The sequence below is a fragment of the Nocardioides exalbidus genome (assembly GCF_900105585.1).
GTDB classification, from domain to species: Bacteria; Actinomycetota; Actinomycetes; order Propionibacteriales; family Nocardioidaceae; genus Nocardioides; species Nocardioides exalbidus.
In genome coordinates this window covers 2,044,974-2,067,700 of record NZ_FNRT01000002.1, presented here as the reverse complement: position 1 = coordinate 2,067,700, position 22,727 = coordinate 2,044,974, and the positions used below count along the sequence as shown (strand labels likewise).

The following is a 22,727-nucleotide window of genomic DNA, read 5'->3' as shown; positions in this document are numbered from 1 at the left end:
GGCTCGGAGAACCCGTCCCACCCACCGCTCGACGACTACTTCGCGCGGGCCTTGCGGCGACCCGACGGCGTGCGCTCGCTCGGGCGGGTGACCGGCTCGCCGGCCTCCAGCATCGCGAGGCGTCGCGAGGAACCGAAGTCGGCCAGCGCGTCGACGAGGACCTCGACGTCGGGCGAGGGAGCCAGGACGTCGACCCGCAGGCCGTGCTCCTCCGCGGTCTTCGCGGTGGCGGGACCGATGACGGCGATGATCGTCGACGGGTGCGGCTTGCCGGCGATGCCGACGAGGTTGCGCACCGTCGAGGACGACGTGAACACGACGGCGTCGAACTTGCCGGTCTTGATCGCGTCGCGCACCGGCGCCGGCGGCGGGGTGGCCCGCACGGTCCGGTAGGCCGTGACGTCGTCGCACTCCCAGCCGAGGTCGATGAGGCCGGCGACGAGGTTCTCCGTGGCGATGTCGGCGCGCGGGAGGAAGACCCGGTTGATCGGGTCGAGCAGCTCGTCGTAGGGCGGCCACTCCTCGAGCAGGCCGGCGGCGGACTGCTCGCCGGACGGCACCAGGTCGGCGCGCAGGCCCCAGTCGGCGATCGCCTGGGCGGTCTTGTCGCCCACGGCCGCGATCTTCAGGCCGGAGAAGGCGCGCGCGTCGAGGCCGTACTCCTCGAACTTCTCGCGCACCGCCTTGACGGCGTTGACGGAGGTGAAGGCGATCCACTCGTAGCGACCCTCGACGAGGCCGCGGACGGCCTTGTCCATCTGCAGCGGGTTGCGCGGCGGCTCCACCGAGATCGTGGGCACCTCCTCGGGCACGGCGCCGTACTCGCGCAGCCGGCGCGACAGCGAGCCGGCCTGCTCCTTGGTGCGGGGCACCAGCGCGCGCCAGCCGAAGAGCGGCTTGGTCTCGAACCACGACAGCGTCTCGCGCAGGTCGACCACGTCACCGACGACGATGATCGCCGGCGGCGCGACCCGCGCGGCGCGGACGTCGGCGGCGACGGCGGCGAGGGTGGAGACGAGGGTCTGCTGCTCGGTCGTGGTCCCGACGCGGGTCACCGCGACGGGGGTCTCGCCCGAGCGGCCGGCCTCGATGAGGGCGGCGGCGGTCTCGCCGATGCTGCCCACGCCGGAGAGCAGCACGAGGGTGCGGTCGTCGGCGTACGCGCTCCAGTCGACCTTGTCGCCGCAGGTGACGACGGCCATCTCCTTGTGACGCTTGGTCGTCAGCGGGATGCCGGCGTAGGCCGGGACGGCGCTGACGGACGACACGCCGGGCACGACGTCGAAGCCGACGCCCGCCTTGGCGCACGCCTGCGCCTCCTCCGGGCCGGAGGCGTAGAGGAACGGGTCGCCGGTCATCAGGCGAACCACGCGCTGCTTCTTGCCGTGGCGTACGACGACCTTGCCGCGCGCCGCGTGGGTCAGGGGCTGGCCGTCCTCGCCGAAGCCGCCGTCGACGATCTCCGGGCCACCCTCGAAGCCGCCCTCGGGCCCCTCGACGAGGCCGAGCAGCTGGCGGACGAGGTCGACGTGCTCCGGCGCCTCGGTCACGACCACGTCGGCGGTCTTGATGAGCTCCACGGCCCGAACCGTCAGCAGGCCCGGGTCACCGGGACCGGCGCCGACGAACGACACCCAGCCCGGGTTGGCGGGGGTGGTCTCCTGCGGGGTCTGTACTCGCGTCATGCGTGCTGGTTCCTCACTGGTGGTCCTCGAAATGTGGTGCCGTCATCAGGTCTGCTGCTCCCTCGGCGAGCATCTCGCTCGCGAGGCGTTGTCCGAGTCCGGCGGCGTCGTCGACGGGGCCGCTGGCGCTCATCCGCACCGACAGCCCTCCGTCCTCCGACAGGGCGACCGCGCGCAGCCACAGCTCGTCGCCGTCGTCGCCCTCGACCACGTCGGCCAGTGCACCGAGCGGGGCCGAGCAGCCGGCCTCCAGGGTGGACAGGACCGCGCGCTCGGCGGTGACCGCGGCGCGGGTGGCGGGGTCGTCGAGCTGCGCCAGCGCGGTGACGAGCTCGTCGTCGCTGCGGCACTCGATCGCGAGGGCGCCCTGGCCGGGCGCGGGAAGCATCTGGAGCGGGTCGAGCACCTCGGTGACCTCCTCGAGGCGACCGAGGCGGGCGAGACCCGCGCGGGCGAGCACGACGGCGTCGTAGTGCCCCTCGCGCACCTTGCGGATCCGGGTGTCGACGTTGCCGCGGATGCCCTCGAGCTCGAGGCCGAGGCCGAGCGCCGCGAGCTGGCTGACCCGGCGCGGCGAGCCGGTGCCGAGGCGGCTGCCGACGGGCAGCTCACCGAGGGTCAGGCCGTCACGGGCGACGACGACGTCGCGCGGGTCCTCGCGGGGCGGGATCGCGGCGAGCGCGATGCCGTCGGCGGGTGCGGTCGGGAGGTCCTTGAGCGAGTGGACGGCGACGTCGACGCGGCCCTCGAGCAGGGCGTCGCGCAGCGCGCTGACGAAGACGCCGGTGCCACCCATCGTGGCGAGCGGGGCGCTGCTCACGTCGCCCTCGGTCGCGACCTCGACGAGCTCGACCTCGCAGCCGAGGCGCTCGCGGATCAGGTCGGCGACGTGCCCGGACTGCGTGGTGGCGAGGGCCGAGGCGCGGGTGCCGAGGCGGATCGGCCTCGAGGTGGGGGCGTTCACGACTTGCCCTCCGCCCGCGTCACCCGGTCGACCGCCTGCGGGTCGAGGCGGAACAGCTCGGCCAGCGCCGCGGTGTAGGACACGGCGGGCTCGGCGTCGGCGAGCTCCTTGACCCGGACGGTCGGCTCGTGGAGCAGCTTGTCGGCGACCCGGCGCACGGTGTGCAGCACCTCGGCGCGGGTGGCCTCGTCGAGGTCGGGAAGGCGGGTCGCGAGGCGCTCCATCTCGGCGTCGACGACCGCGGTGGCCATGGAGCGCAGCGCGACCACGGTCGGCGTGACGCTCGCCTGGCGGCGCACGGCGAGGAAGGCGGCGATCTCCTGGCCGACGATGGTGCGGACGTCGTCGACGCCCGCGGTCGCCTCGAGGCCGCGGAGGGCGTCGGCGAGGCTGGTGAGGTTGATGAGCTCGACGCCCGGCAGCTCGTCGAGCTTGGGGTCGACGTCGTGCGGCAGGGCGAGGTCGATGACCGTCAGCGGCCGGTCGCTGCCGCCGCGGGCGGTGACCACGTCGACCAGCCGGACGAGCGGCTCGGGCGCACCCGTGCACGAGACGACGATGTCGGCGCCCGCGAGCTCGTCGACCAGGGCCGACATCGGCAGCGACGTGGCGCCGTACTCCTGGGCGAGGCGCTGGGCCCGGCTCGCGGTGCGGTTGAGGACGGAGATGCTCGACGCACCGCCGCGGGCGAGGTGGGCGACGGCGAGCGAGGCCATCGCACCCGCGCCGATGACGACGGCGCGGGCGCCCTCGACGGGCGCGGTGCTGCGCTCGAGCGCGGTGCTGACCAGCGACGGGGCGGCGCGGTCGATGTCGGTCTCGGCGTGGGCGCGCTTGCCGACCCGGAGCGCCTGCTGGAAGAGGGTGTTGAGGGCCGGTCCGACGGTGCCGTGCTCCTGGCCGATCCGCAGCGCGTCGCGGGTCTGGCCGAGGATCTGGCCCTCGCCGACGACCATCGAGTCGAGGCCGGCGGCGACCTGGAAGAGATGGGAGACCGCGCCCTCGTCGTAGTGGACGTAGAGGTGGCGCAGCATCGCCTCGGTCGGCTGCTCGGCGCGCGCGACGAGGAGGCCGGAGACGTCCTCGACGCTGCCGTGGAAGCGGTCGACCTCGGCGTAGACCTCGAGGCGGTTGCAGGTCACGATCGCGGTGGCCTCGGTGACGTGCTCGCCGGCGACGACGTCGCCGACCAGCTTGATCGCGCCGTCGGGGTCGAGGGCGAGCTTCTCGAGGAGACCCACGGGTGCGGACTTGTGGGAGATCCCCACGACCAGGACGCTCATGACAGGACCTCCGTCTCGATGGCCCCCGCCTTGCGCTGCTCGTGGTACGCCAGGATCTGCAGCTCGATCGACAGGTCGACCTTGCGTACGTCGACCCCCTCCGGCGCCGTCAGGACGGTCGGGGCGAAGTTCAGGATGCTGGTGATGCCGGAGGCGACCATCCGGTCGGCGACCGACTGGGCGGCGACAGCCGGGGTCGCGATGACGCCGATGGAGACGTCGTGCTCGGCGACGATCGTCTCGAGGTCCTCGAAGCTGCGGACCTCGAGGCCGGCGACCACGTCGGTGTGCCGGTCGGGGTCGGCGTCGAGCAGCGCGACCACCCGGAAGCCGCGGCTGCGGAACCCGGAGTAGTTGGCGAGCGCGTGCCCGAGGTTGCCGATGCCGACGATGACCACGGGCCAGTCCTGGGTCACGCCGATCTCGCGGGCGATCTGGTAGCGGAGGTACTCCACGTCGTAGCCGACACCGCGGGTGCCGTAGCTGCCGAGGTAGGAGAGGTCCTTGCGGAGCTTGGCGCTGTTGACGCCCGCAGACGCGGCGAGCTCCTCGCTGGAGCAGGTGGTGGTGCCGTCCTCGGCCAGGCCGGTCAGGGCACGCAAGTACACGGGAAGCCTGGCGACAGTTGCTTCGGGAATGTCCCGGGCAGAGTCGGGGGTCCGTGCGGTCACAGCTGCTTCTTTCCAGTCCCGCGAACCTCGCGTGACTCCGTCACTGTAGGAGTTTGTGAACGAAGGAACAAAACGGGAGATCGTCGGACTAGCACATGTGAGATGACCCACCTGTGGCGGGGTCGCCCCGACTTGCATCAGCGGCCTCCGACGGCGTAGTGGGCGTTCGCAGCAGTGGCCTCGGCGAGACCTCGCACGCGGCGCGGTGGTGCTGGCGGAGCGAGCCTGACGACCACGTCGATCCCGTTCCCCACAGATGCGCTCCGGCATGTCCGCTGTCGGTCCTCGCGCCTACAATCGAACACATGAGCGAAGCGCTGGCAGCGATTTCAGAGGCAGGGGTCGACGACCTCACTGCCTCGGCCCTGCTCGCTGCCCTGCGCGACCGCAAGGCCGTCGAGGACAAGGCAGCCGCCGACCAGCTCGACCTCGCCGCCCGGTGGGCTGATCTGCACCCACCCGAGTCGATCCACCTCGCCGCCGCCTTCACCACAACAGGCTCCGAGCACGAAGAACCCATCGCCGGCGACGGCTGCCCGCTGGTCGCGGAGTTCTGTGTCGCCGAGCTCGGAGCCGTCCTCGGCATCAGCACGACCGCGGCCAAGAAGCTCATCGGGCACGCCCTCGAGCTCCGCCACCGCCTCCCCCGGTTGTGGGGTCAGGTCCACTCCGGCTCTGTTCCGGCATGGCGTGCCCGGTCCGTCGCCGAGGCGACCATCCACTCTGTTCCTTCGCTGACCCGTGACGCAGCCGGGTGGGTCGACGACCAGGTCGCCGCGGTCGCAGGCAAGGTCGGTGTCGCGCAGCTCGACCGCCTCGTCGCCGAAGCCATCAAGCGCTACGACCTCGCCCACCCGGATCCCTGGTCGGATCCGGAGGACGGCTACCTGTACGTCGATCCGCGGCATGTCACCGTCCTGGATCAGGACGTGCACTTCGCCGGGACGATCCACGTCGAAGCCGACCTCGACCTCGCCGACGGCATCGACCTCGACCACGCCCTCGCGCGCGACGCAGCCACGCAGAAAGCCCTCGGGTCCACCGAGACCCTCGACGTCCGCCGCGCCAAGGCCCTCGGCAACCTCGCCCGCACCCAGACCGCCCTCGACCTCTCTGCAGGTGGTCGAGTAGCCGACGAGGAACGAGGAGGCGTATCGAGACCCGACCTCCCCAACCTTCCGGTTGCGCGGGAGGTAGTCTTCCACGCCCACTTCGACGCCGACATCACCAGCGAGGGCACGGTCTTCGGGCCGACCGGACGGATGGAGAACCGGCAGAAGCTCCTGCTTCTCGAGCAGCTCCAGTCGTGGTGCGGCGACTCCCGCACCACGATCACCGTGAAGCCGGTCATCGACCTCAACCACAACCTCAACGCTCCCGGCTACGAGATCCCCGACCGGATCCGTGAGCAGGTGATCCTGCGCGACCGCACCTGCGTGTTCCCGCACTGCACGAGACCGGCCCGACGTTGCGACGTCGACCACGTCGTCGAGTACGACCACGACGCCGAAGCCGAAGGCAGACCACAACCAGGACCCACACGGTCCGACAACCTCGCCTGCCTGTGCAGGTCACACCACCGGCTCAAGACCTTCACCAGCTGGCGCTACCAGATGGTCGCGCCCGGCGTGTTCGAGTGGACCAGCCCCCACGGCCACAGGTTCCGACGCGACAGATCAGGCACCAGCCGGCTCGAGCCCGAACGACCATGACCCCGCCCCACACCCCGCCAGTCACCGCGACGGCGGGGCCACAGGCACGTCCGGGTGGGCCGTCCATCCCTCCGACCAGATCCGGATCCGAGCGTTCCCGCAACATCCTCCCGTCAGGTGCTCATCGCGGTCACGACGGACTGACGCACGAGCTCGTGCACGAGCGGAGGTAGCTCGTCGAGCCCGAACCAGCCGAGGTCGTCGTGCTCCTCGGGCGCGGCGTTGGCCGGCTCGCCCGCCCAGTCGGGCACGAGCCACGCGGCCAGGTGCGCGGTCCCGAGATCGACCCGGCACATCAGCGACGTCGTGGACGTATCGGCCTCCACGCCGAGCTCCTCACGCAGCTCACGCTCCAGCGCGTCCAGCTCGGACTCCCCCGCCTCGACCACCCCGCCAGGGAGGTCCCAGGTGCCGGGGAACGCGTGCTTGTCGGGCCGCCGGTGCACCAGCAGGACCTGACCGTCCCGCACCAGCGCCCCGACGACGACCTCCACCATGTCCTGAGTAGAGCAGGGCCGACCGACGGCTCAGAGGAGCGAGCGCAGCATCCGGTCCGAGGCGAGCAGCGCGTCGCGGTCGTACGTCGACGAGCTCGCGAGCAGCTCGTCCGCGCCGGTGCGCTCGGCGAGCACCTCCAGCCGGCGGCGCACGACGGAGGGGCTTCCGGTGACCGCCCGGGACACCGACTCCTCGACCCGACGGCGTACCTGGTCGGGCCACGCCGCCGCGCGGATCGCCTTCACCGACTCCAGCGGCGGGAACTCACCGGTCTGGCGCGACCTGGCCATCGCCCACGCCTCGGGCAGGGCGAGCTCGCTCGCGGTCGCGTCGTCGTCGGCGACGAGCACGTCGAGCGAGACCGTGACGGAGGGCGAGCTCCCGAGGTGCGACCGGAAGGCGCGGCGGTAGCCGTCCAGCGCCGGGGCGAGGTCGGGCGACGACAGGATCGGGCCGCCCATCACGACGGGGAGACCCAGCCGGGCCGCGACCTCGAGGCCGCGGCCGGTGGCGAGCACGTGCATCGGGACGGCACGACCGGTGGCGGGCCGCGCGGTCACCTCCGAGGTGCCGTCGAGGTAGCCGCGCAGCTCGACCAGGTCGTCCTCGAAGGTGTCGCCGTCCTCGTGGTCGCGTCGCAGCGCGCGTCGCACCGGCGGGGTGAAGCCGAGCGAGCGACCGAGGCCGAGGTCGACCCGGCCCGGGTGCAGCGCCTCGAGCACGAGGAACTGCTCGGCGACCACGAGCGGCTGGTGCAGCGGGAGCATCACCCCGCCCGACCCCAGCCGGATCCTCGACGTGCGGGCGCCGATCGCGGCGAGCAGCAGCGCCGGGACGCCCGAGGCGATGCCCGGCACCGCGTGGTGCTCGGCGACCCAGAACCGGTCGTAGCCGACCTCCTCGGCGTGCACCGCCCGGGCGACCGTGGCCTCCAGCGCATCGGCATCGGCGGAGTCGACGCGTGTGCGCGACCGGTCGAGCAGGGAGAGCCTCACGCCGTCCTCAACGCATCAGGCGCCGAGAGCCTTCCTCAGCCGTGCTTCGTCGACGCGCCAGTAGTCGTGCTGCTTCCCGTCGACGAACGTCACCGGGATCTCCTCGCCGAAGCGGTCTTCGAGCCCGTCGTCGGACTCGATGTTGACCTCCTCGAAGGTCTCACCGAGGTCGGCGCACACGCGGGCGATGACGACGCGGGCGTCGTCGCAGAGGTGGCAGCCCGGGCGGGAGTAGAGGGTGACGCGGGCCGTCATGAGGTGCTCATTCGAGAAGCCCCAGCGCGCGGCGGCGCTCGTAGCCGCGGAGCCGGCCCTTCTGCACCTTGCCGGTCGCGGTGAAGGGAAGCTCGTCGACGAGCTCGATCCGCGTCGGCTGCTTGAAGCGCGCCAGCCGCAGGATCGCGTGCGCCCGCACGGCCTCCTCGACGTGCTCGCGGAAGTGCGAGGCGACGACGTAGGCCACCACCGCCTCGCCGGTCTCCGCGTCGGGTACGCCAATGACGGCCGCGTCCGCCACCCCGTCGACCTCGCGAACGACGTCCTCCACCTCGCTGGGGTAGACGTTGAAGCCGCTGACGATGATCAGCTCCTTGACCCGGTCGACGAGGTAGAGGTCGCCGCTCGCGTCGAGGAAGCCGACGTCACCGGTGGCGTACCAGCCGTCGGCGTCGGGACCATCGGCCCCGTCGGGCCAGTAGCCGCTGAAGAGGTTCGCGCCGCGGACCTGGATCTGGCCGGGGTCCTCGCCCTCGACCTGGCCCCAGGTCTCGTCGACGAGGCGGAGCTCGATGCCGGGCAGCGCCGCGCCGACGGACCCGGGCCGGTTGTCGTGGCTGCAGAGCGTGCTCGTCACGACGGGCGAGGCCTCGGTCAGGCCGTAGCCTTGGTGCACCGGGATGTCGGTGAGCTCCTCGAAGGCCTCGATCACCGACGGCTCGAGCGGCGCCGACCCCGACAGCACGAGCCGCACCGGGCCGAGCCGCTCCTTGAGGTGCTCGTCGGGCAGCCAGTGGCCGAAGACCGGCGGCGCGATCGGCACGACGCTGCACGCCTCGTCGTCGATCAGGTCGAGGACGGCCTGCGGGTCGTAGTGCTCGACCAGGAGCAGCCGCGCGCGGTGGCGCAGCACGCCGCCTAGCACGGCGTTGAGGCCGTAGACGTGGAACAGCGGCAGCACGCCGAGCACGACGTCGTCGCCGTGCATCATCGGCGGCTCGACCGCGGCGACCTGCTCGATGTTGGCCAGCAGCGCACGGTGGCTGAGCATCGCGGCGCGCGGCCGCCCGGAGGTGCCGCTGGTGTAGAGGAGGGCCGCGAGCTTCTCCGGATCGGGCAACGGCGGGACGGGGCGTACGACGTCGGCGCGCAGCTCGGCGTGCGCGAGCTCCGACCCGGCGGGCTCGGCTCCCGTGACGACCAGGCGCGGACGCGCGTCGGCGTCGAGCAGGGACAGGGCGGCGCGCACGACCTCGAGCGACGTGTCGTCGGCGACGACCAGCCGGGTGCCGGAGTCGGCGACCATCCGGGCGATCTCGTCGGCCGTCGAGCGCGGGTTGACCGGCACCGCGACCACCTGCGCGCGCAGCACGCCGAGGTAGGTCGTGACGAACTCGATGCGGTTGGCGGACGCGATCATCACCCGCTGCCCGGCGCGGATGCCGAGGGTCCCGAGACCGGTGGCGATCCGGGCGACCTCGTCCTCGAGGGCCGACCACGTGAGCGTGCGTCCGCCGCTCTCCACCAGTGCCTGCCGGTCCGGGACGTCGGCGGCCGCCTCGGCCACGAACGCGGAGATGTCGTTGCGCGGCATGGGCAGATCCTTCCACAGCACGGGGCAGGTCGGGCTTGGCTACGCTGGCCGCGTGACCCCGTCGGAGCGACCCAGGCGACTCAACCTGCAGCAGCGCTCCGCCCTCGCCGGCGAGGCGGCCGCGGCGTCCGCGGAGGTCGAGAACGAGCTCCGCACGCCGAGCGACCCGGCGGCCGCGGCCTTCTTCGACGTCGACAACACGCTCATGCAGGGCGCGAGCATCTTCCACTTCGCGCGCGGGCTGCACCGCCGCAAGTTCTTCACCACCCGCGAGATGGCGGAGGCGGCCTGGAAGCAGGCCTACTTCCGGATCATGGGCGTGGAGGACCCCGAGCACGTCGCCGACGCCCGCAACTCCGCCCTGTCCTTCATCGCCGGCCACACCACGACCGAGCTCGAGGAGCTCGGCGAGGAGATCTTCGACGAGTCGATGGCCCACCGGGTCTGGCCCGGCACCCGCGCGCTGGCCCAGCTCCACCTCGACGAGGGCCAGCGGGTCTGGCTGGTCACCGCCGCCCCGATCGAGATCGCGGCGATCATCGCGCGCCGGCTCGGGCTGACCGGCGCGATGGGCACCGTCGCCGAGCACGTCGACGGCGTCTACACCGGCCAGCTGGTCGGCGACCTCCTGCACGGCCCGGCCAAGGCCGAGGCGGTCAAGGCGCTCGCCGCCCGCGAGGGGCTCGACCTCGCCCGCTGCTCGGCGTACTCCGACTCCGCCAACGACCTGCCGATGCTCTCCCTCGTCGGCGACCCCTGCGCGATCAACCCCGACACGCGGCTCCGCGCGCACGCCAGGGCCAACGGCTGGCGCGTCCGCGACTACCGCACCGGCCGCAAGGCCGCGCGTGCCGGCCTGATGGCCGCCGCCGTCGCCGGCGCGGTTTCGGGCGCCGTCGCCGCGGGTACGACGGTGAGGGCACGCAGCCGGCACTCCTGAGAATTTCTTGGTAACTCATAGTTACTCACGGGTTCACAGGTCCCGGTCCCGCGCTTATCGTGGAGGATGCAGCAGTAACTGGGAGGGGCTACCGCATGCCACGGCTGGAGCCCGAGCGCACGCTCGGTGAGGGACTCGACGCGCTACGGCGCGCGGTCCTCGCCGCCCTCGCCCACCCGGTGCCGCACCTCGCCGGCCCGGGCACGGTGCTCATGTCGGAGGCCACCACCGTCGGCCCGGCGGACGCAGGTGCGGCCGGCGGACCCGGTCCCTTCGGCGACGAGGACAACGCCGCCTCGTCCGAGGTCGACGAGGCCGAGCGGGAGCGACTGATCGCGCTGGTCGAGCTCGCCCGGACGGGCGACAAGGAGGCGTTCGGCCTCCTCTACGACCACTACCAGCCGTCGGTCTACCGGTTCCTCTACTACCGCACCCGCTCGCAGTCGCTCGCCGAGGACCTGACCTCCGACACCTTCTTCCGCGCGCTGCGGAGCATGAACAACTTCCGGTGGCAGGGCAAGGACTTCGGCGCCTGGCTGATGACCATCGCGCGCAACCTCACGACCGACCACTTCAAGGCCGGGCGCACCCGCCTCGAGATGACGACCGAGGACATGACGCCGCACGACGACGCGACCGACGGCCCGGAGGACACCGTCATCGCCGACCTCACCAACGAGGTCCTGCTCGAGGCGCTCACCCAGCTGCCGACCGAGCAGCGCGAGTGCCTGATCATGCGGTTCCTCCAGGGCCTGTCGATCTCCGAGACGGCACGCGCCCTCGACCGCTCCGACGGAGCCGTCAAGCAGCTCCAGCTGCGCGGTGTGCGCAACCTGGCGAAGCTGATGCCCGAGGGGTTGAGGGACTGATGGCGCACCTCACACCGGCCTCCTCCACCGGACCCGTAACCACGTCCGCTCCTGGCTCGTTCCCCTGTCTGGGAGGATCCGCCAGCATCGAGACAGGACGAGCACGATGACACCCGCCTTCTCGGCACGCCGCCGAGCCGACGAGTTCGAGGGACTCCTCTCCCGCGACCGTGACGCACCGCTCACCGAGCGCGACGCCGCCCGGTTCGCCGAGCTGCTCGACGTCGTGGCCGACCTCCGCGCACTGCCCGAGGCCGCGCCGCGCGCCGACTTCACCGCCTCCCTGCGCGAACGCCTGATGGCCGAGGCCGACACCGTCCTGGTGCCGCAGCCTGAGGTCCCCTCGCGGCTCGCGATGCCGGTGGGCGACCGCAAGCGCCAGCGCCGGGCAGCCACCCTGCTCGGTGGCGTCGCGCTCGTCGGCGCCACCGCGACCATGGCGGTCGCGGCCCAGGCCTCGCTGCCGGGCGAATCGCTGTACCACGTCAAGCGCGGCATCGAGTCCGCCCAGGTCCGGCTCGCGCCCGACGACGCGGCCCGCGGCAAGCTCCAGCTCGCGCAGGCCGGGGAGCGGCTCGACGAGCTCGAGACGCTCACCGCGGAGGGCGGCCACGACCAGCTCATCCCGTCCACGCTGGAGGCCTTCACCGAGCAGTCCGGCGACGGCGTGCGCAGCGTCCTGGCGTCGTACTCAGCCGGCGGCTCCGAGGTCGACGTGCAGCAGGCCCGCGACTTCGCGGCCACCAGCCTCGACCGCCTCGACGCGATCAAGGACGACGTGCCGGCCGCTGCCGAGGAGCAGTTCCTGGCCGCTGGGCGCACGCTCTCCGACCTCGATCTCGAGATCAGCTTCGCGTGCGCTGCCTGCCAGGGCGGCATCACCGAGCTGCCCGAGTTCGTGCTGACCAGCGCCGCGGTCCCCGACCTGCTCCAGGGCCTCGACGTGGACGACCTCACCCTGGAGGGCGCCCCGATCTCCGCCCAGGACGTGAAGGGCATCAAGGTCCCCGAGCTGCTCCAGACGCCCGGAGGCACCGACCCGGGCACCCTGCCCACGACGCTGCCGGGCAACCTGCCGACCAACCTCCCGACCAACCTGCCGACCAACCTACCGACCACGAACCCGACGCAGGTCCCGACCGAGCCGGTGAAGACCAACATCCCGAAGCCCGACCCCACCGACCCGGTCGGCACCGTGACCACCACGGTCACCACCACCACCAGCAACCTGACCGACACCGTCGACGGGCTCACCGGGGGCGCGCTCGGCGGCCTGACCAACGGCCTCGACGACGCGACCGGCGGCCTGATCGGCGACGTCACCGGCACCGTCGACGGCCTCACCGGCGGCCTGCTCGGCAACGCGACCGGCGGTCTCCTGCCGGGCAAGAAGTAGCAGTCCGCCCCGCCCCTGCGGGAGCGACGACCGACTAGCCGAAGACCCCGTCGCGGTCGCGGAGCAGGTCGAACAGCGTGTGCTGGATCGTCTCGCGCACCTGGTCGGTGACGTTGAAGACGAGCATCGGGTCCTCCGCCTCCGCGCTGTCGTAGGCGTCGGTGCGGATCGGCTCGCCGAACTCGAGGATCCACTTCGACGGCAGCGGCACCATGCCGAGCGGGCCGAGCCACGGGAAGAACGGCGTGATCGGGATGTAGGGCACGCCGAGCAGCCGCGCCAGCGACGGCACGTTGCCGACGAGGGGGTAGATCTCCTCGGCGCCCACGACGGAGAGCGGGATGATGGGTACGCCGGTGCGCAGCGCGGCGGACACGAAGCCGCCGCGACCGAAGCGCTGGAGCTTGTAGCGCTCGCTGAACGGCTTGCCGATGCCCTTGAAGCCCTCGGGCCAGACGCCGACGAGGTTGCCGCCGGCGAGCATCCGCTCGGCGTCCTCGACGCAGGCCAGCGTGGCGCCGCCCTTGCGGGCGAGCGAGCTGATCAGCGGCATCTTGAACACGAGGTCCGCACCGAGCGGGCGCAGGAACCGTCCGGCGTGGTCGTGCACGGTCAGCATGGTCATGAGGCCGTCGAGGGGCACGGTGCCGGAGTGGTTGGACACCACGAGGGCGCCGCCCTCGGCCGGGATGTTGTCGAGGCCGCGGACCTCGAGGCGGAACCACTTCTCGGCGACGGGGCGCAGCGCGGCCATGAAGAACCGCTCGGTGAGCTCCTGGTCGAAGCCGTAGTCGTCGACCTCGTAGTCACCCTCGAGCCGTCGGCGGGCGAAGGCCATCAGCTCGGCGAGACGGCGCTCCCAGTCGGCCCCGAAGACCTCGTGGGCCGCGCCCTGGACGGCAGCGAGCCAGTCGCCGACGGGGATGCCGCCCGCGGGCTCGCGCTCGGTGATGCGCTCGGCCCGGGGGGCGGCGGCAGCGTCGATCGGCGTGGGCGCGGGCTTCTTCGGCGCAGGCTTGGCGGCGGCGGGCTTGGCGGCGGGCTTGCGGGAGGCCGTCGGCTGCTTGCGGGAGGCGGGCGCCAGGTTGCGAGCGGCCGAGGACGGGCGCGCGCTGCCGGTGCCGCGGCCGGGACGGCCGCCGGTGCCGATCGGGATGACGACGGCGTCCTGCCCGGCCCCGTCGCGGGCCTCCTCAACCACGACCGGCCCCTTCGGCGAGCGGGGACCGGAGCTCGCCCGGCTGCATCTCGCGGCAGAAGTCGGCGAAGGCCTCGGCGGAGGTGTAGGACGGCTCGAAGCCGAGCTCGGTGCGCATCCGGGTGGTGTCCACTCCTCGACCGTAGGTCAGGAACCCCAGCTGCTCGGGCGAGAAGTCCGAGAGGCGGGCCTGCCGCATGGTCGCGCCGAGGCGGCCGACGGCGAAGCGCGGCATCGAGACCGCGGGCTTGCCGGCACGGCGTACGGCCTGGGACAGGGTGACCATCCCGTCGCCGGCCACGTTGAAGGTGCCGGGGATGCCGGTGAGCACCGAGTGGCGCAGGACGCGCAGGAGGTCGTCCTCGTGGAGGAACTGCAGGCGCGGGTCGAAGCCGAGCACGCGCGGGATGACCGGCAACCGGAAGTAGTCGGTCAGGGGGCTCGAGACGTGGGGACCCACGACGTTGGCCGCGCGGATCATGGTCACGCCGACGTCGGGGCGGCGGCGCGCGAAGCCGCGGACGTAGCCCTCGATCTCGTAGACGTCCTTGGCGTAGCCGGAGGAGGGCAGGCGCTTGGGGCCCATGTCCTCGGTGAACATCGCGGGGTCGCGCGGGCTCGAACCGTAGACCGTGGTCGTCGACTTCACGACCAGGTGCTTCACCGTCGTCGACTTCTGGCACGCAGCGAGCAGCTGCATGGAGCCGATGACGTTGAGCTCCTTCATCGTCCCGCGACCGCCGGCCGAGCCGGGCGTGGCGATCACGCTCATGTGGACGACGGTGTCCACGTCCTCCTTGGCGAGGACCTTGGCGATGACGGGGTTGCGGATGTCAGCGCGGACGAACGAGACGTCCCCGATGTCGCCCCGCGGGGGGACGACATCCACCCCGATCACTCGCTCGATGGACGGGTCGCCGGCCGCGGCGCGCGCGAATCGTCGCCCTATGTCCCGGGAGATCCCGGTGACCAGCACGACCCGTCCCATGGGCGAGGGGTGTTACTTGCCGAGCTTGCGGCGCTGGACGCGCGTCTTCTTGAGCAGCTTGCGGTGCTTCTTCTTGGCCATGCGCTTGCGCCGCTTCTTGATGACAGAACCCACGGTGAGACCTTTCCTTTCGGCCGACGTTCGTCGGCCGGACCCGCACACCCTACTTGCCGGGCATGTGGAGCGCGGAATCGTCTCTTCGCAGGGTCGGACCAGCCGGCCCCGGAGCAGGTCGGGCGTGCTCAGCCTGCGTTGTAGAAGCTCTTGCGCAGGTACTCGTTGACGTCGTCCTCGGTGACCCGGAACGAGCGGCCGACGCGCACCGCGGGCAGCTCGCCGCCGTGGACGAGTCGGTAGACCGTCATCTTCGAGACGCGCATCTTCGCTGCGACCTCGGCAATGGTCAGGAACTGCGCCTCGGACATGTCGCCAGGGATGTTCTCAGCCATGGGTGTGCACCGATCCTTCTGCGCGGCGACGGCGCCGGCTTCCCCACCGGCGTCACAGGCGTGCCGCTCCGGCTGAGACTAGGGCTTGTGTGACGCATGGGGAAGAGGAATGGCAGAGAAACTTGTGGGACGAGCGGCGTGTCGAGTTGCGCCGCCGCGATCCACGCTCGGCGTGGACTGGACCGCGCTCGTTCAGGGCAGCGGGTCGAGGCCGTGCAGCGGGAACACCTCGGTGCGCGTCGCGTTGATCGCGCGGTCCAGCCAGGCGTCCGGGTCGTAGCCGCTCGACCAGTCGCGGTAGGCCGGCGTGCGGCCGTCTGTCATGCGGAACGGCGGCGTCGCGCCGAGCACCTCCTCGACGTACGCCCGCCACATCGGGGGCGTCTCGGTCGCGGGGTCGAGGGCGCGGCCCGAGGCGATCGCCAGCAGGTGCGACCAGGCCCGCGGCACCACGTCGACCACGGAGTAGCCGCCTCCGCCGGTGACGACCCAGCGCCCGCCCGCGACCTCGTGGGCGAGGTCGTGGAGGGCGAGGTAGGCCGCGCGCTGGCCGTCGATGCTGAGCATCATGTGGGCGAGCGGGTCGTTCATGTGGGAGTCGCAGCCGTGCTGGGTGACGAGCACGTCGGGCTGGAACTCGCGCAGGATCGGGGGCACGACGGCGTGGAACGCGCGCAGCCAGCCGGCGTCGGACGTGCCGGGCGGGAGCGCGACGTTGACCGCCGAGCCCTCGGCGCCCGGGCCGCCGGTGTCGGTCGGGAAGCCGGTGCCGGGGAACAGCATCTGGCCGGTCTCGTGCAGGGAGATCGTCAGCACGCGCGGGTCGTCGTAGAAGACCTTCTCGACGCCGTCGCCGTGGTGCACGTCGATGTCGACGTAGGCGACCCGCTCCGCGCCGTCGGCGAGCAGCTGCTTGATGCCGACCGCGACGTCGTTGTAGATGCAGAAGCCGCTCGCCCGCTCGGGCATCGCGTGGTGGAGGCCGCCGGCGATGTTGACCGAGTGGAGCGACTCGCCGCTCCAGACCTGGCGGAAGGCCTCGAGGCTCGCGCCGACGACGTGCGCGCTGGCGGTGTGCATGTCAGCAAAGCACGGGTCGTCGTCGGTGCCGAGGCCACGCGAGGAGTCCTCGAACCCGGGCGTCGTACCGCCCTTCAACACCGCGTCGAGCAGCCCCTGCTCGTGGACGGTCAGCAGCTGCTCGTCGGTGGCGATGGGCGCGTCGACGCGCTTGATGCCGTCGAGGACACCGAGCTCGTCGGCGAGCCGCATCGTCAGGTCGACGCGGATCGGGGACATCGGGTGGGTGGGTCCGAAGTCGTACTCGCACAGCGTCTGGTCGAACACGACCGACGTGGGGCCCTCGCACTCCATGTGGCGGACGTTACCCGCGCCGGGGGCCCGGTCCGCAGGTCGGACCTATTTGAACATGTTCAGAACTGCGCTACGGTGGTGCCACATCATTTTTGAACACGTTCAAAGGAGTCTCCGCCATGGACTGGACCGCCACCTCGTACTTCACCTACCTCGCCGTCACGGTGCCGCTCACCGTGTGGGTCGCCCGGACCCTCTCGAGCAACGGAGGCGTCTTCCTCCAGGACGTCTTCGCCGACAACACCGCCCTCGCCGACGCGATCAACAAGCTGCTGGTCGTCGGCTTCTACCTGCTCAACGTCGGCTTCGTGCTGCTCTACCTGCGCACCGGGGAGGCGGTGAGCGACCTGCCGAGCCTGATGGAGGTGGTGAGCCTCAAGGTCGGCGTCGTCATGGTCGTGCTCGGCCTCATCCACTTCACCAACGTCTACGTCTTCAACTCGATCCGTCGCCGCGTGCGCCAGGAGGCCTTCCGCACCCCGCCGCTGCCTCCGCAGCACGTGGTGGGCGGCGTCCGGCCCGCCTTCGAGGGCTGAGGAGTGCGCCTCACGGTGCTGTACGACGACGGCTGCCCCCTGTGCTGCACCTTCAGCGGGTGGCTGTCGCGGCAGCCGGCCCTGGTGCCGATCGACCTGGTGCCTGCGGGATCCTGGGCCGCGCGCAAGCGGTTCCCGGCCCTCGACCACGAGCGCACGCTGGTGGAGATCACCGTCGTCAGCGACTCGGGCGAGGTGTGGGAGGGCGCGCACGCCTGGGTGATGGCCCTCTGGGCGACGACCGCCCACCGCTCGCTGGCCGAGTCGCTCGCGCGGCCTTCGCGCCTGCCGATGGCCAGGGGTGCGGCCCACCTCGCCGCCGGGATCCGCAACGCCATGTCCGGGCTGCCCCGGCGCGACCGCGCGGCCGCGTGCACCGACGCGTGCTGCCGACCGACGTCCTAGGGTGGCGCCGTGGCGGAGACGGGTTCGGGGACGAGTTCGGGGACGGGTTCGGAGAAGGCGCCGGCGAGGCGATCGGCCAAGGCCGAGCAGACGCGGGCCGGGATCGTGGCCGCCGCGCTGGACCTCTTCAGGGCCGGTGGCTACGACGCCACCACGATGCGGGCGATCGCCGACGAGGCAGGCGTCTCGCTCGGCAGCGCCTACTACTACTTCTCCGGCAAGGAGGAGCTCGTCCAGGCCTTCTACGACCAGCTCCAGGTCGCCCACGCGGCCGCCGCCGAGTCGGCCTACGACGACACCGTCTTCGCCGACCGGCTGCGCCGGGTGATGGAGTCGTTCCTCGACGTCGCCGAGCCGTTCCACGACTTCGGCGGGCAGTTCTTCCGCAACGCCGCCGACCCCCGCTCGCCGCTCTCCCCCTTCTCGGCGGACTCCGCACCGGCGCGCGAGGCGAGCACGGCCCTCTTCCGACGGGCGGTCGAGGGCTCGGACCTCAAGGTCGCACCGGCCCTGCGCCAGGAGCTGCCCGACCTCCTGTGGCTCCTGCACATGGGCATGGTCCTGTTCTGGGTGTACGACGACAGCCCGGGACAGCGACGCACCCGCACCCTCGTCGCCGGCATGGTGCCGCTCGTGGACCGGTCGGTCCGCCTCACGCGACTGCCGCTGGTGCGGGGCCTGGTCGACGACGCGCTCGGGGTGGTCCGCCAGCTCCGCGGCGCCTGAAGGGGTCGCGTCGTGCGCGGGCTGGAGGCCGAGGCGGTCGCCGTGGTCGAGCGGCTGGGGTTCGCGAACCTCGGCGTGCTCGGCGCCGGGATCGAGGGGGTCGTCGTGGCGATCTCCGACGAGACGGTCGCCAAGGTCTGGTCCCGGCGGTCGTACGACGACCTGGTGCTGCTGCGCGGGTTCCTCGAGGCGGTCGAGGGCGCGGAGGACGCCCCGGCGTTCCCGCGCATCCACGACGTGCTCGACCTCGACGGCACATGGGTGACCGTCGAGCGACGGCTGCGCGGACGCCCGCTCTGGGAGGCCGACGGCTCGTCGCCCGACCTCGCCACCGGTGACGTCGATGCGATGACCGAGGCGCTGGCTGCCCTCGCGGCCGTGCCCGGGTCCCCGGCGTTGCGCTCGCTCCCGGTGCTGCCGGACGAGCCGGCGTTCGGCGCGACCCGGCCGTTCGAGCTCGAGCTCGCCGACCTGGTGCGCCGCCGGGCATCCAGGTTCGGGTCCTTCCTCGCTGCCGCGCGTCCGGACGTGGAGGCGGTCGCGGCCGGCACCGTCCGGGCCCTCGAGACGCTCACCCCTGCGGAGCCGGCGCTGGTGCACGGCGACCTGATCGCCGCCAACGTGCTGGTCGCCGACGGGCGCGCCTCGGCGGTGCTGGACTTCGGCTTCCTCAGCACGGCGGGCGACCCGGCGTTCGACGCGGCCGTCACGGCCAGCGTCTTCGACATGTGGGGACCGCGGGCACGGGAGGTCGAGCGCGAGCTGGACGCCGCCTTCACCTCGGCCTTCGGCCACGACCCGGCACGGCTGGCCACCCACCGGGCGGCGTACGCCCTCGTCACCGCGTGCTGCTTCGGCACGGACCTCTCCGATGGGCACTTCGCGTGGTGCCTGGCGATGCTCGACCGCGGTGACGTGCGCGAGGCCGTCGGGCAGGCATGACGCGCGCCCCTCAGGGAATCGTCATCGGGCGCGGGCTGCGCGACGAGGTCGTCAGGAGCCTTCGGCGAGCTCTCGCGAGCGGTTGCGCGCGGCCTCCATGGCGGCGAGGAACGCGGCCCTGACCTTGTGGATCTCGAGCTCGCGCAACGCCGAGGCGGTCGTGCCGCCGGGCGAGGTGACCTGCTCGCGCAGGACGACCGGGTGGTCGCCGGTCTCGCGCAGCATCGCGGCCGAGCCGACGAGCGTCTGCACGACGAGCTCGGTCGCGGTGGTCCGGGGCAGGCCGAGGTGGACGCCGGCCTCGATCATCGACTCGACGACGAAGAAGATGTAGGCCGGACCGGAGCCGGAGATCGCGGTGACCGCGTCCATCTGCTTCTCGGGGATCCGGAGGACCTTGCCGGTCGAGGACATCAGCGACTCGACCTCGGCGAGGTGCGACTCGTCGCAGTGCGAGCCCGGTGCGATCGCCGCCATGCCCTCGTCGACGAGGGCGGGCGTGTTGGGCATGACCCGGACGACAGCCACGCCCTCGGGCACGCGCGACTCGATGAACGTGGTGGTGATGCCGGCGGCGAGGGAGACGACGAGCTGGCCGGCGCGCAGGTCGGGGGCGATCTCCTCGAGCACGTCGCCCATGTCCTGCGGCTTCACCACGAGCGCGACGGTGTCGGCCTTCGCAGCCGCCTCGCGGTTGGAGACGACGGCGACGCCGTAGCGCTCCTCGAGCTCCCGGGCGCGCTCGGCGCGCTTCTCGCCGACCATCAGCTGGTCGACGCGGCGCCCCGCTCGGACGAGTCCGGACAGGAGGGTCTCCCCCATCACGCCGGCGCCGATGATCGCAGTGCTCATGGCGTCAATCTACTTCGTGGCGGCGAGCCTACTTCTTGCTGATCAGCGAGCGGGCGAAGAAGGCGAGGTTCTGCGGCTTCTCGGCGAGGCGGCGCATCAGGTAGCCGTACCACTCCGTGCCGTAGGGGATGTAGACGCGCATGGTCTCGCCGGCGGCGGCCAGCCGCTTCTGCTCCTCGGGGCGGATGCCGTAGAGCATCTGGAACTCGTAGGTGCCCGGGCGCTTGCCGAAGCGGCTCGCGAGCGAGGAGGCGATCTGGATCATCCGCGGGTCGTGCGTGGCGATCATCGGGTAGCCCTGGCCGCCGAGCAGGACCTTGAGGCAGCGGACGTAGGACTTGTCGATGTCGACCTTGTCCTGGAAGGCGACGTGCTCGGGCTCCATGTAGGCGCCCTTGCAGAGCCGCACGCGCGAGCCCTCGTAGGCCAGCGCCCGGCAGTCGGCCTCGGTGCGGTGGAGCATCGCCTGGAGCACGGCGCCGGTCTCGGGGAAGTCCTTGCGGAGCTCGCGCAGGATCGTCAGCGTCGAGTCGGTGGTGGTGTGGTCCTCCATGTCGAGGGTGACCGTGGTGCCGGCGTTGCGGGCGGCGCGGCAGATGTCGCGGGCGTTCTCGAGGGCGACCTTGTGGCCGTTGTCGGGGAGGAACTGGCCGATCGCGCTGAGCTTGACCGACACCTCCGCCTGGGGTGCGAGTCCCTTCGCGGCGAGGTCGGCCAGGACCTCCTTGTAGGCCGCGACCGTGGCCTCGGCCTGGGCGGCGTCGGTGGTGTCCTCACCCAGGTAGTCCAGCGTGACCCGCAGGCCGTCGGCGACCAGCCCGGACGTCGCCCGCACCGCGTCGGCGGTCGACTCGCCGGGGACGTAGCTGGTGACGATCCCGCTCGAGACGGGCATCGTCGAGACGAGCTTCTTGACCCCCTCGCTGCGGGCGAGGAGCAGGATCGGCTGGCGGAGCAGGGACATGCCGAAAGGCTACGTCAGGGCGTTCGGCGGCGCAGGGTGGCGGCACCGAGTGCGAGGGCCGCCAGCGCGAAGGCGAGCACGACCGCGACGTCGCGCCAGACCTCGGCGGAGCCGGCGGACCCGACGAGCTCCTGCATGGCGTCGACGGCGTACGACAGCGGCAGGACGCTGCTGATCGCCTCGAGCACCCCGGGCATCGAGGTGCGCGGCACGAAGAGCCCGCAGAGCAGGACCTGGGGCAGCACGAAGGCGGGCATGAACTGGACGGCCTGGAACTCGGTGGTCGCGAACGCGCTGACGAGCAGGCCGAGGGCGGTGCCGAGCACCGCGTCGACGACCGCGACCACGCCGAGGAGCCAGACCGAGCCCTCGACCTCGAGGCCGAGGAGCCCGACGCTGACCGCGACCGCGAGGACGGACTGGACCGCCGCGAGCAGGCCGAAGGCGAGGGCGTAGCCGAGGAGGAAGTCGAGCCTGCCCATCGGCATCGTGAGCAGTCGCTCGAGGGTGCCGCTGCTCCGCTCGCGCAGGGTCGTGACGCTCGTGACGAGGAACATCACGATGAAGGGGAACATCGCCAGCAGGCCCGGCCCGAACCGGTCGAACTGCTCGCCCGGCAGGTCCTCGAACATCCACCACAGCAGGCTGATCAGCAGGCACGGGACGACGAGCAGCATCGCCACCGTGCGGCGGTCGCGGCGGACCTGGGTCAGCACGCGGCCGGCGACGGCGAGGGTGACCGTGGCGCTCATGCCGCCTCCACGAGGCGGAGGAACGCGCCCTCGATGTCGGGCGCCCCGGTGCGCGCGCGGATCTCGTCGGGCGAGCCGTCGGCGATGATCCGGCCCTCGCGCATCAGCAGCAGCCGGTGGCACCGCTCGGCCTCGTCCATCACGTGGCTCGACACGAGCACCGCGGCCCCTCCGTCGGCGATCCGGTGGAACAGCTCCCACAGGTCGCGGCGCAGCACCGGGTCCAGCCCGACCGTCGGCTCGTCGAGCACCAGCAGGTCCGGCGTACCGAGCAGGGCGACCGCCAGGCTCACCCGGCTGCGCTGGCCACCGGACAGGCGCCCCACGACCTGCGACCGGTGGTCGGCGAGGCCGACCGACGCGGTCGCGCGGTCGGCCTCGTCGCTGCCGACGCCCAGGACGCGGGCGAAGAACGTGAGGTTCTCCGAGACGGTCAGGTCGTCGTAGACGCTCGCCGACTGCGTGACGTAGCCGATCCGCGTGCGCAGGGACGGGCTCCCGGCCGGCTCCCCCAGCACCTGGACGGTCCCCGACCGCACCCGCTGGGCGCCGACGAGGCTGCGCAACAGGGTGGTCTTGCCACACCCGCTCGGCCCGAGGAGGCCGGTGACGCCCGCCGGGACGTCGAGGCTGATGCCGGGCAGCACCTCGCGCGCGCCGCGTACGACGACGAGGTCACGCACTTCCACCACGTTTTTCATCCTGTGTTGAATTGTGC

25 protein-coding genes are annotated in these 22,727 nt (G+C 72.1%); 8 read left to right on the top strand and 17 right to left on the bottom strand.

Features of this window, described 5'->3' with window-relative positions; all coding sequences use genetic code 11:
- Nucleotides 1-35 precede the first annotated feature (35 nt).
- From BLV76_RS10210 to BLV76_RS10195, 4 genes are read right to left on the bottom strand one after another with little or no spacing between them, the layout of a single operon-like run.
- Entirely contained in the window at nucleotides 36-1,685 is a 1,650-nt protein-coding gene (locus BLV76_RS10210; protein WP_090969031.1) for a bifunctional uroporphyrinogen-III C-methyltransferase/uroporphyrinogen-III synthase, read from the bottom strand.
- A 13-nt stretch (nucleotides 1,686-1,698) separates the two neighbouring features.
- The gene (gene hemC / locus BLV76_RS10205) at nucleotides 1,699-2,649 is read right to left on the bottom strand and encodes a hydroxymethylbilane synthase (protein ID WP_217630315.1); all 951 of its coding nucleotides are present in this window, start codon (nucleotides 2,647-2,649) and stop codon (nucleotides 1,699-1,701) included.
- Entirely contained in the window at nucleotides 2,646-3,932 is a 1,287-nt protein-coding gene (locus BLV76_RS10200) for a glutamyl-tRNA reductase (protein ID WP_090969030.1), read from the bottom strand. The genes hemC and BLV76_RS10200 overlap by 4 nt, the downstream gene beginning before the upstream one ends.
- Nucleotides 3,929-4,603: a redox-sensing transcriptional repressor Rex gene (locus tag BLV76_RS10195; RefSeq protein ID WP_245734621.1), complete on the bottom strand. Its 675-nt coding sequence runs from the start codon at nucleotides 4,601-4,603 to the stop codon at nucleotides 3,929-3,931. Before BLV76_RS10195 ends, BLV76_RS10200 begins: the two co-directional genes overlap by 4 nt.
- A 305-nt stretch (nucleotides 4,604-4,908) precedes the next feature.
- On the opposite strand from BLV76_RS10195, the gene BLV76_RS10190 reads away from it, so the two are divergent.
- Nucleotides 4,909-6,315, top strand: coding sequence for an HNH endonuclease signature motif containing protein (locus BLV76_RS10190; protein WP_090969028.1), 1,407 nt, complete (start codon nucleotides 4,909-4,911; stop codon nucleotides 6,313-6,315).
- A 113-nt stretch (nucleotides 6,316-6,428) separates the two neighbouring features.
- Here BLV76_RS10190 and BLV76_RS10185 read toward each other — a convergent pair whose 3' ends face one another.
- Genes BLV76_RS10185 through BLV76_RS10170 form a run of 4 tightly spaced genes read right to left on the bottom strand, consistent with a single transcriptional unit; the run spans nucleotide 6,429 to nucleotide 9,618 of the window.
- The gene (locus BLV76_RS10185) at nucleotides 6,429-6,812 is read right to left on the bottom strand and encodes an NUDIX domain-containing protein (RefSeq protein WP_090969027.1); all 384 of its coding nucleotides are present in this window, start codon (nucleotides 6,810-6,812) and stop codon (nucleotides 6,429-6,431) included.
- 30 nt (nucleotides 6,813-6,842) lie between these two features.
- Nucleotides 6,843-7,808: an MsnO8 family LLM class oxidoreductase gene (locus tag BLV76_RS10180; protein ID WP_090969026.1), complete on the bottom strand. Its 966-nt coding sequence runs from the start codon at nucleotides 7,806-7,808 to the stop codon at nucleotides 6,843-6,845.
- Nucleotides 7,809-7,823: 15 nt separating this feature from the next.
- Nucleotides 7,824-8,063, bottom strand: a complete 240-nt coding sequence (locus BLV76_RS10175) for a glutaredoxin family protein (RefSeq protein ID WP_090969025.1) — start codon at nucleotides 8,061-8,063, stop codon at nucleotides 7,824-7,826.
- Between the two features lie 7 nt (nucleotides 8,064-8,070).
- Nucleotides 8,071-9,618: a class I adenylate-forming enzyme family protein gene (locus BLV76_RS10170; RefSeq protein WP_090969024.1), complete on the bottom strand. Its 1,548-nt coding sequence runs from the start codon at nucleotides 9,616-9,618 to the stop codon at nucleotides 8,071-8,073.
- A gap of 52 nt (nucleotides 9,619-9,670) precedes the next feature.
- Here BLV76_RS10170 and BLV76_RS10165 point away from each other — a divergent pair, with 52 nt between their 5' ends.
- From BLV76_RS10165 to BLV76_RS10155, 3 genes are all read left to right on the top strand, one after another.
- On the top strand, nucleotides 9,671-10,558 hold the full coding sequence (locus BLV76_RS10165) for an HAD family hydrolase (protein ID WP_245734620.1): 888 nt from the start codon (nucleotides 9,671-9,673) through the stop codon (nucleotides 10,556-10,558).
- Between the two features lie 95 nt (nucleotides 10,559-10,653).
- On the top strand, nucleotides 10,654-11,427 hold the full coding sequence (locus BLV76_RS10160; RefSeq protein ID WP_090969022.1) for a sigma-70 family RNA polymerase sigma factor: 774 nt from the start codon (nucleotides 10,654-10,656) through the stop codon (nucleotides 11,425-11,427).
- Between the two features lie 106 nt (nucleotides 11,428-11,533).
- A complete protein-coding gene (locus tag BLV76_RS10155; RefSeq protein ID WP_090969021.1) occupies nucleotides 11,534-12,823 on the top strand; it encodes a DUF5667 domain-containing protein in 1,290 nt (429 codons plus the stop codon).
- 34 nt (nucleotides 12,824-12,857) lie between these two features.
- Here the strand turns inward: BLV76_RS10155 and BLV76_RS10150 are convergent, their stop codons facing one another.
- From BLV76_RS10150 to BLV76_RS10130, 5 genes are all read right to left on the bottom strand, one after another.
- The gene (locus tag BLV76_RS10150; protein ID WP_090969020.1) at nucleotides 12,858-14,024 is read right to left on the bottom strand and encodes a lysophospholipid acyltransferase family protein; all 1,167 of its coding nucleotides are present in this window, start codon (nucleotides 14,022-14,024) and stop codon (nucleotides 12,858-12,860) included.
- Entirely contained in the window at nucleotides 14,017-15,009 is a 993-nt protein-coding gene (locus BLV76_RS10145; RefSeq protein ID WP_090969019.1) for an SDR family oxidoreductase, read from the bottom strand. Before BLV76_RS10145 ends, BLV76_RS10150 begins: the two co-directional genes overlap by 8 nt.
- A 12-nt stretch (nucleotides 15,010-15,021) precedes the next feature.
- Nucleotides 15,022-15,123 (bottom strand): 30S ribosomal protein bS22, encoded by a 102-nt coding sequence (locus tag BLV76_RS10140; RefSeq protein WP_008356322.1) that lies wholly within the window; start codon nucleotides 15,121-15,123, stop codon nucleotides 15,022-15,024.
- Nucleotides 15,124-15,251: 128 nt separating this feature from the next.
- Nucleotides 15,252-15,458 (bottom strand): helix-turn-helix domain-containing protein, encoded by a 207-nt coding sequence (locus BLV76_RS10135; RefSeq protein ID WP_090969018.1) that lies wholly within the window; start codon nucleotides 15,456-15,458, stop codon nucleotides 15,252-15,254.
- 192 nt (nucleotides 15,459-15,650) lie between these two features.
- Nucleotides 15,651-16,832 carry an acetoin utilization protein AcuC gene (locus BLV76_RS10130; RefSeq protein WP_090969017.1) on the bottom strand — a complete coding sequence of 394 codons (1,182 nt, stop codon included), beginning with the start codon at nucleotides 16,830-16,832 and terminating at the stop codon, nucleotides 15,651-15,653.
- 119 nt (nucleotides 16,833-16,951) lie between these two features.
- On the opposite strand from BLV76_RS10130, the gene BLV76_RS10125 reads away from it, so the two are divergent.
- Genes BLV76_RS10125 through BLV76_RS10110 form a run of 4 tightly spaced genes read left to right on the top strand, consistent with a single transcriptional unit; the run spans nucleotide 16,952 to nucleotide 19,441 of the window.
- Entirely contained in the window at nucleotides 16,952-17,368 is a 417-nt protein-coding gene (locus BLV76_RS10125) for a hypothetical protein (protein ID WP_090969016.1), read from the top strand.
- A gap of 3 nt (nucleotides 17,369-17,371) precedes the next feature.
- Nucleotides 17,372-17,773, top strand: a complete 402-nt coding sequence (locus BLV76_RS10120) for a DCC1-like thiol-disulfide oxidoreductase family protein (protein ID WP_090969015.1) — start codon at nucleotides 17,372-17,374, stop codon at nucleotides 17,771-17,773.
- A 9-nt stretch (nucleotides 17,774-17,782) separates the two neighbouring features.
- The gene (locus BLV76_RS10115) at nucleotides 17,783-18,499 is read left to right on the top strand and encodes a TetR/AcrR family transcriptional regulator (protein WP_090969014.1); all 717 of its coding nucleotides are present in this window, start codon (nucleotides 17,783-17,785) and stop codon (nucleotides 18,497-18,499) included.
- Between the two features lie 12 nt (nucleotides 18,500-18,511).
- Complete coding sequence (locus BLV76_RS10110) at nucleotides 18,512-19,441, top strand: phosphotransferase family protein (protein ID WP_090969013.1); 930 nt, start codon at nucleotides 18,512-18,514, stop codon at nucleotides 19,439-19,441.
- 51 nt (nucleotides 19,442-19,492) lie between these two features.
- Here BLV76_RS10110 and proC read toward each other — a convergent pair whose 3' ends face one another.
- Genes proC through BLV76_RS10090 form a run of 4 tightly spaced genes read right to left on the bottom strand, consistent with a single transcriptional unit; the run spans nucleotide 19,493 to nucleotide 22,710 of the window.
- Nucleotides 19,493-20,293: a pyrroline-5-carboxylate reductase gene (gene proC, locus BLV76_RS10105; protein ID WP_090969012.1), complete on the bottom strand. Its 801-nt coding sequence runs from the start codon at nucleotides 20,291-20,293 to the stop codon at nucleotides 19,493-19,495.
- A 28-nt stretch (nucleotides 20,294-20,321) separates the two neighbouring features.
- Nucleotides 20,322-21,257 carry a proline dehydrogenase family protein gene (locus tag BLV76_RS10100; RefSeq protein ID WP_217630314.1) on the bottom strand — a complete coding sequence of 312 codons (936 nt, stop codon included), beginning with the start codon at nucleotides 21,255-21,257 and terminating at the stop codon, nucleotides 20,322-20,324.
- Nucleotides 21,258-21,271: 14 nt separating this feature from the next.
- Complete coding sequence (locus BLV76_RS10095; RefSeq protein WP_090969011.1) at nucleotides 21,272-22,009, bottom strand: ABC transporter permease; 738 nt, start codon at nucleotides 22,007-22,009, stop codon at nucleotides 21,272-21,274.
- Nucleotides 22,006-22,710, bottom strand: a complete 705-nt coding sequence (locus BLV76_RS10090) for an ABC transporter ATP-binding protein (protein WP_090969010.1) — start codon at nucleotides 22,708-22,710, stop codon at nucleotides 22,006-22,008. The genes BLV76_RS10095 and BLV76_RS10090 overlap by 4 nt, the downstream gene beginning before the upstream one ends.
- Nucleotides 22,711-22,727: the final 17 nt, after the last annotated feature.

Excerpts from the sequence above, each read along its gene's own strand:
- BLV76_RS10090 (WP_090969010.1), bottom strand. The coding sequence starts at position 22,710 with ATGAAAAACGTGGTGGAAGTGCGTGACCTCGTCGTCGTACGCGGCGCG.
- BLV76_RS10145 (WP_090969019.1), bottom strand. The coding sequence starts at position 15,009 with ATGGGACGGGTCGTGCTGGTCACCGGGATCTCCCGGGACATAGGGCGA.
- BLV76_RS10170 (WP_090969024.1), bottom strand. The coding sequence starts at position 9,618 with ATGCCGCGCAACGACATCTCCGCGTTCGTGGCCGAGGCGGCCGCCGAC.
- BLV76_RS10095 (WP_090969011.1), bottom strand. The coding sequence starts at position 22,009 with ATGAGCGCCACGGTCACCCTCGCCGTCGCCGGCCGCGTGCTGACCCAG.
- BLV76_RS10155 (WP_090969021.1), top strand. The coding sequence starts at position 11,534 with ATGACACCCGCCTTCTCGGCACGCCGCCGAGCCGACGAGTTCGAGGGA.
- BLV76_RS10210 (WP_090969031.1), bottom strand. The coding sequence starts at position 1,685 with ATGACGCGAGTACAGACCCCGCAGGAGACCACCCCCGCCAACCCGGGC.
- proC (WP_090969012.1), bottom strand. The coding sequence starts at position 20,293 with ATGAGCACTGCGATCATCGGCGCCGGCGTGATGGGGGAGACCCTCCTG.
- BLV76_RS10125 (WP_090969016.1), top strand. The coding sequence starts at position 16,952 with ATGGACTGGACCGCCACCTCGTACTTCACCTACCTCGCCGTCACGGTG.
- BLV76_RS10100 (WP_217630314.1), bottom strand. The coding sequence starts at position 21,257 with ATGTCCCTGCTCCGCCAGCCGATCCTGCTCCTCGCCCGCAGCGAGGGG.
- BLV76_RS10190 (WP_090969028.1), top strand. The coding sequence starts at position 4,909 with ATGAGCGAAGCGCTGGCAGCGATTTCAGAGGCAGGGGTCGACGACCTC.
- BLV76_RS10175 (WP_090969025.1), bottom strand. The coding sequence starts at position 8,063 with ATGACGGCCCGCGTCACCCTCTACTCCCGCCCGGGCTGCCACCTCTGC.
- BLV76_RS10160 (WP_090969022.1), top strand. The coding sequence starts at position 10,654 with ATGCCACGGCTGGAGCCCGAGCGCACGCTCGGTGAGGGACTCGACGCG.
- BLV76_RS10200 (WP_090969030.1), bottom strand. The coding sequence starts at position 3,932 with ATGAGCGTCCTGGTCGTGGGGATCTCCCACAAGTCCGCACCCGTGGGT.
- BLV76_RS10185 (WP_090969027.1), bottom strand. The coding sequence starts at position 6,812 with ATGGTGGAGGTCGTCGTCGGGGCGCTGGTGCGGGACGGTCAGGTCCTG.
- BLV76_RS10135 (WP_090969018.1), bottom strand. The coding sequence starts at position 15,458 with ATGGCTGAGAACATCCCTGGCGACATGTCCGAGGCGCAGTTCCTGACC.
- BLV76_RS10130 (WP_090969017.1), bottom strand. The coding sequence starts at position 16,832 with ATGGAGTGCGAGGGCCCCACGTCGGTCGTGTTCGACCAGACGCTGTGC.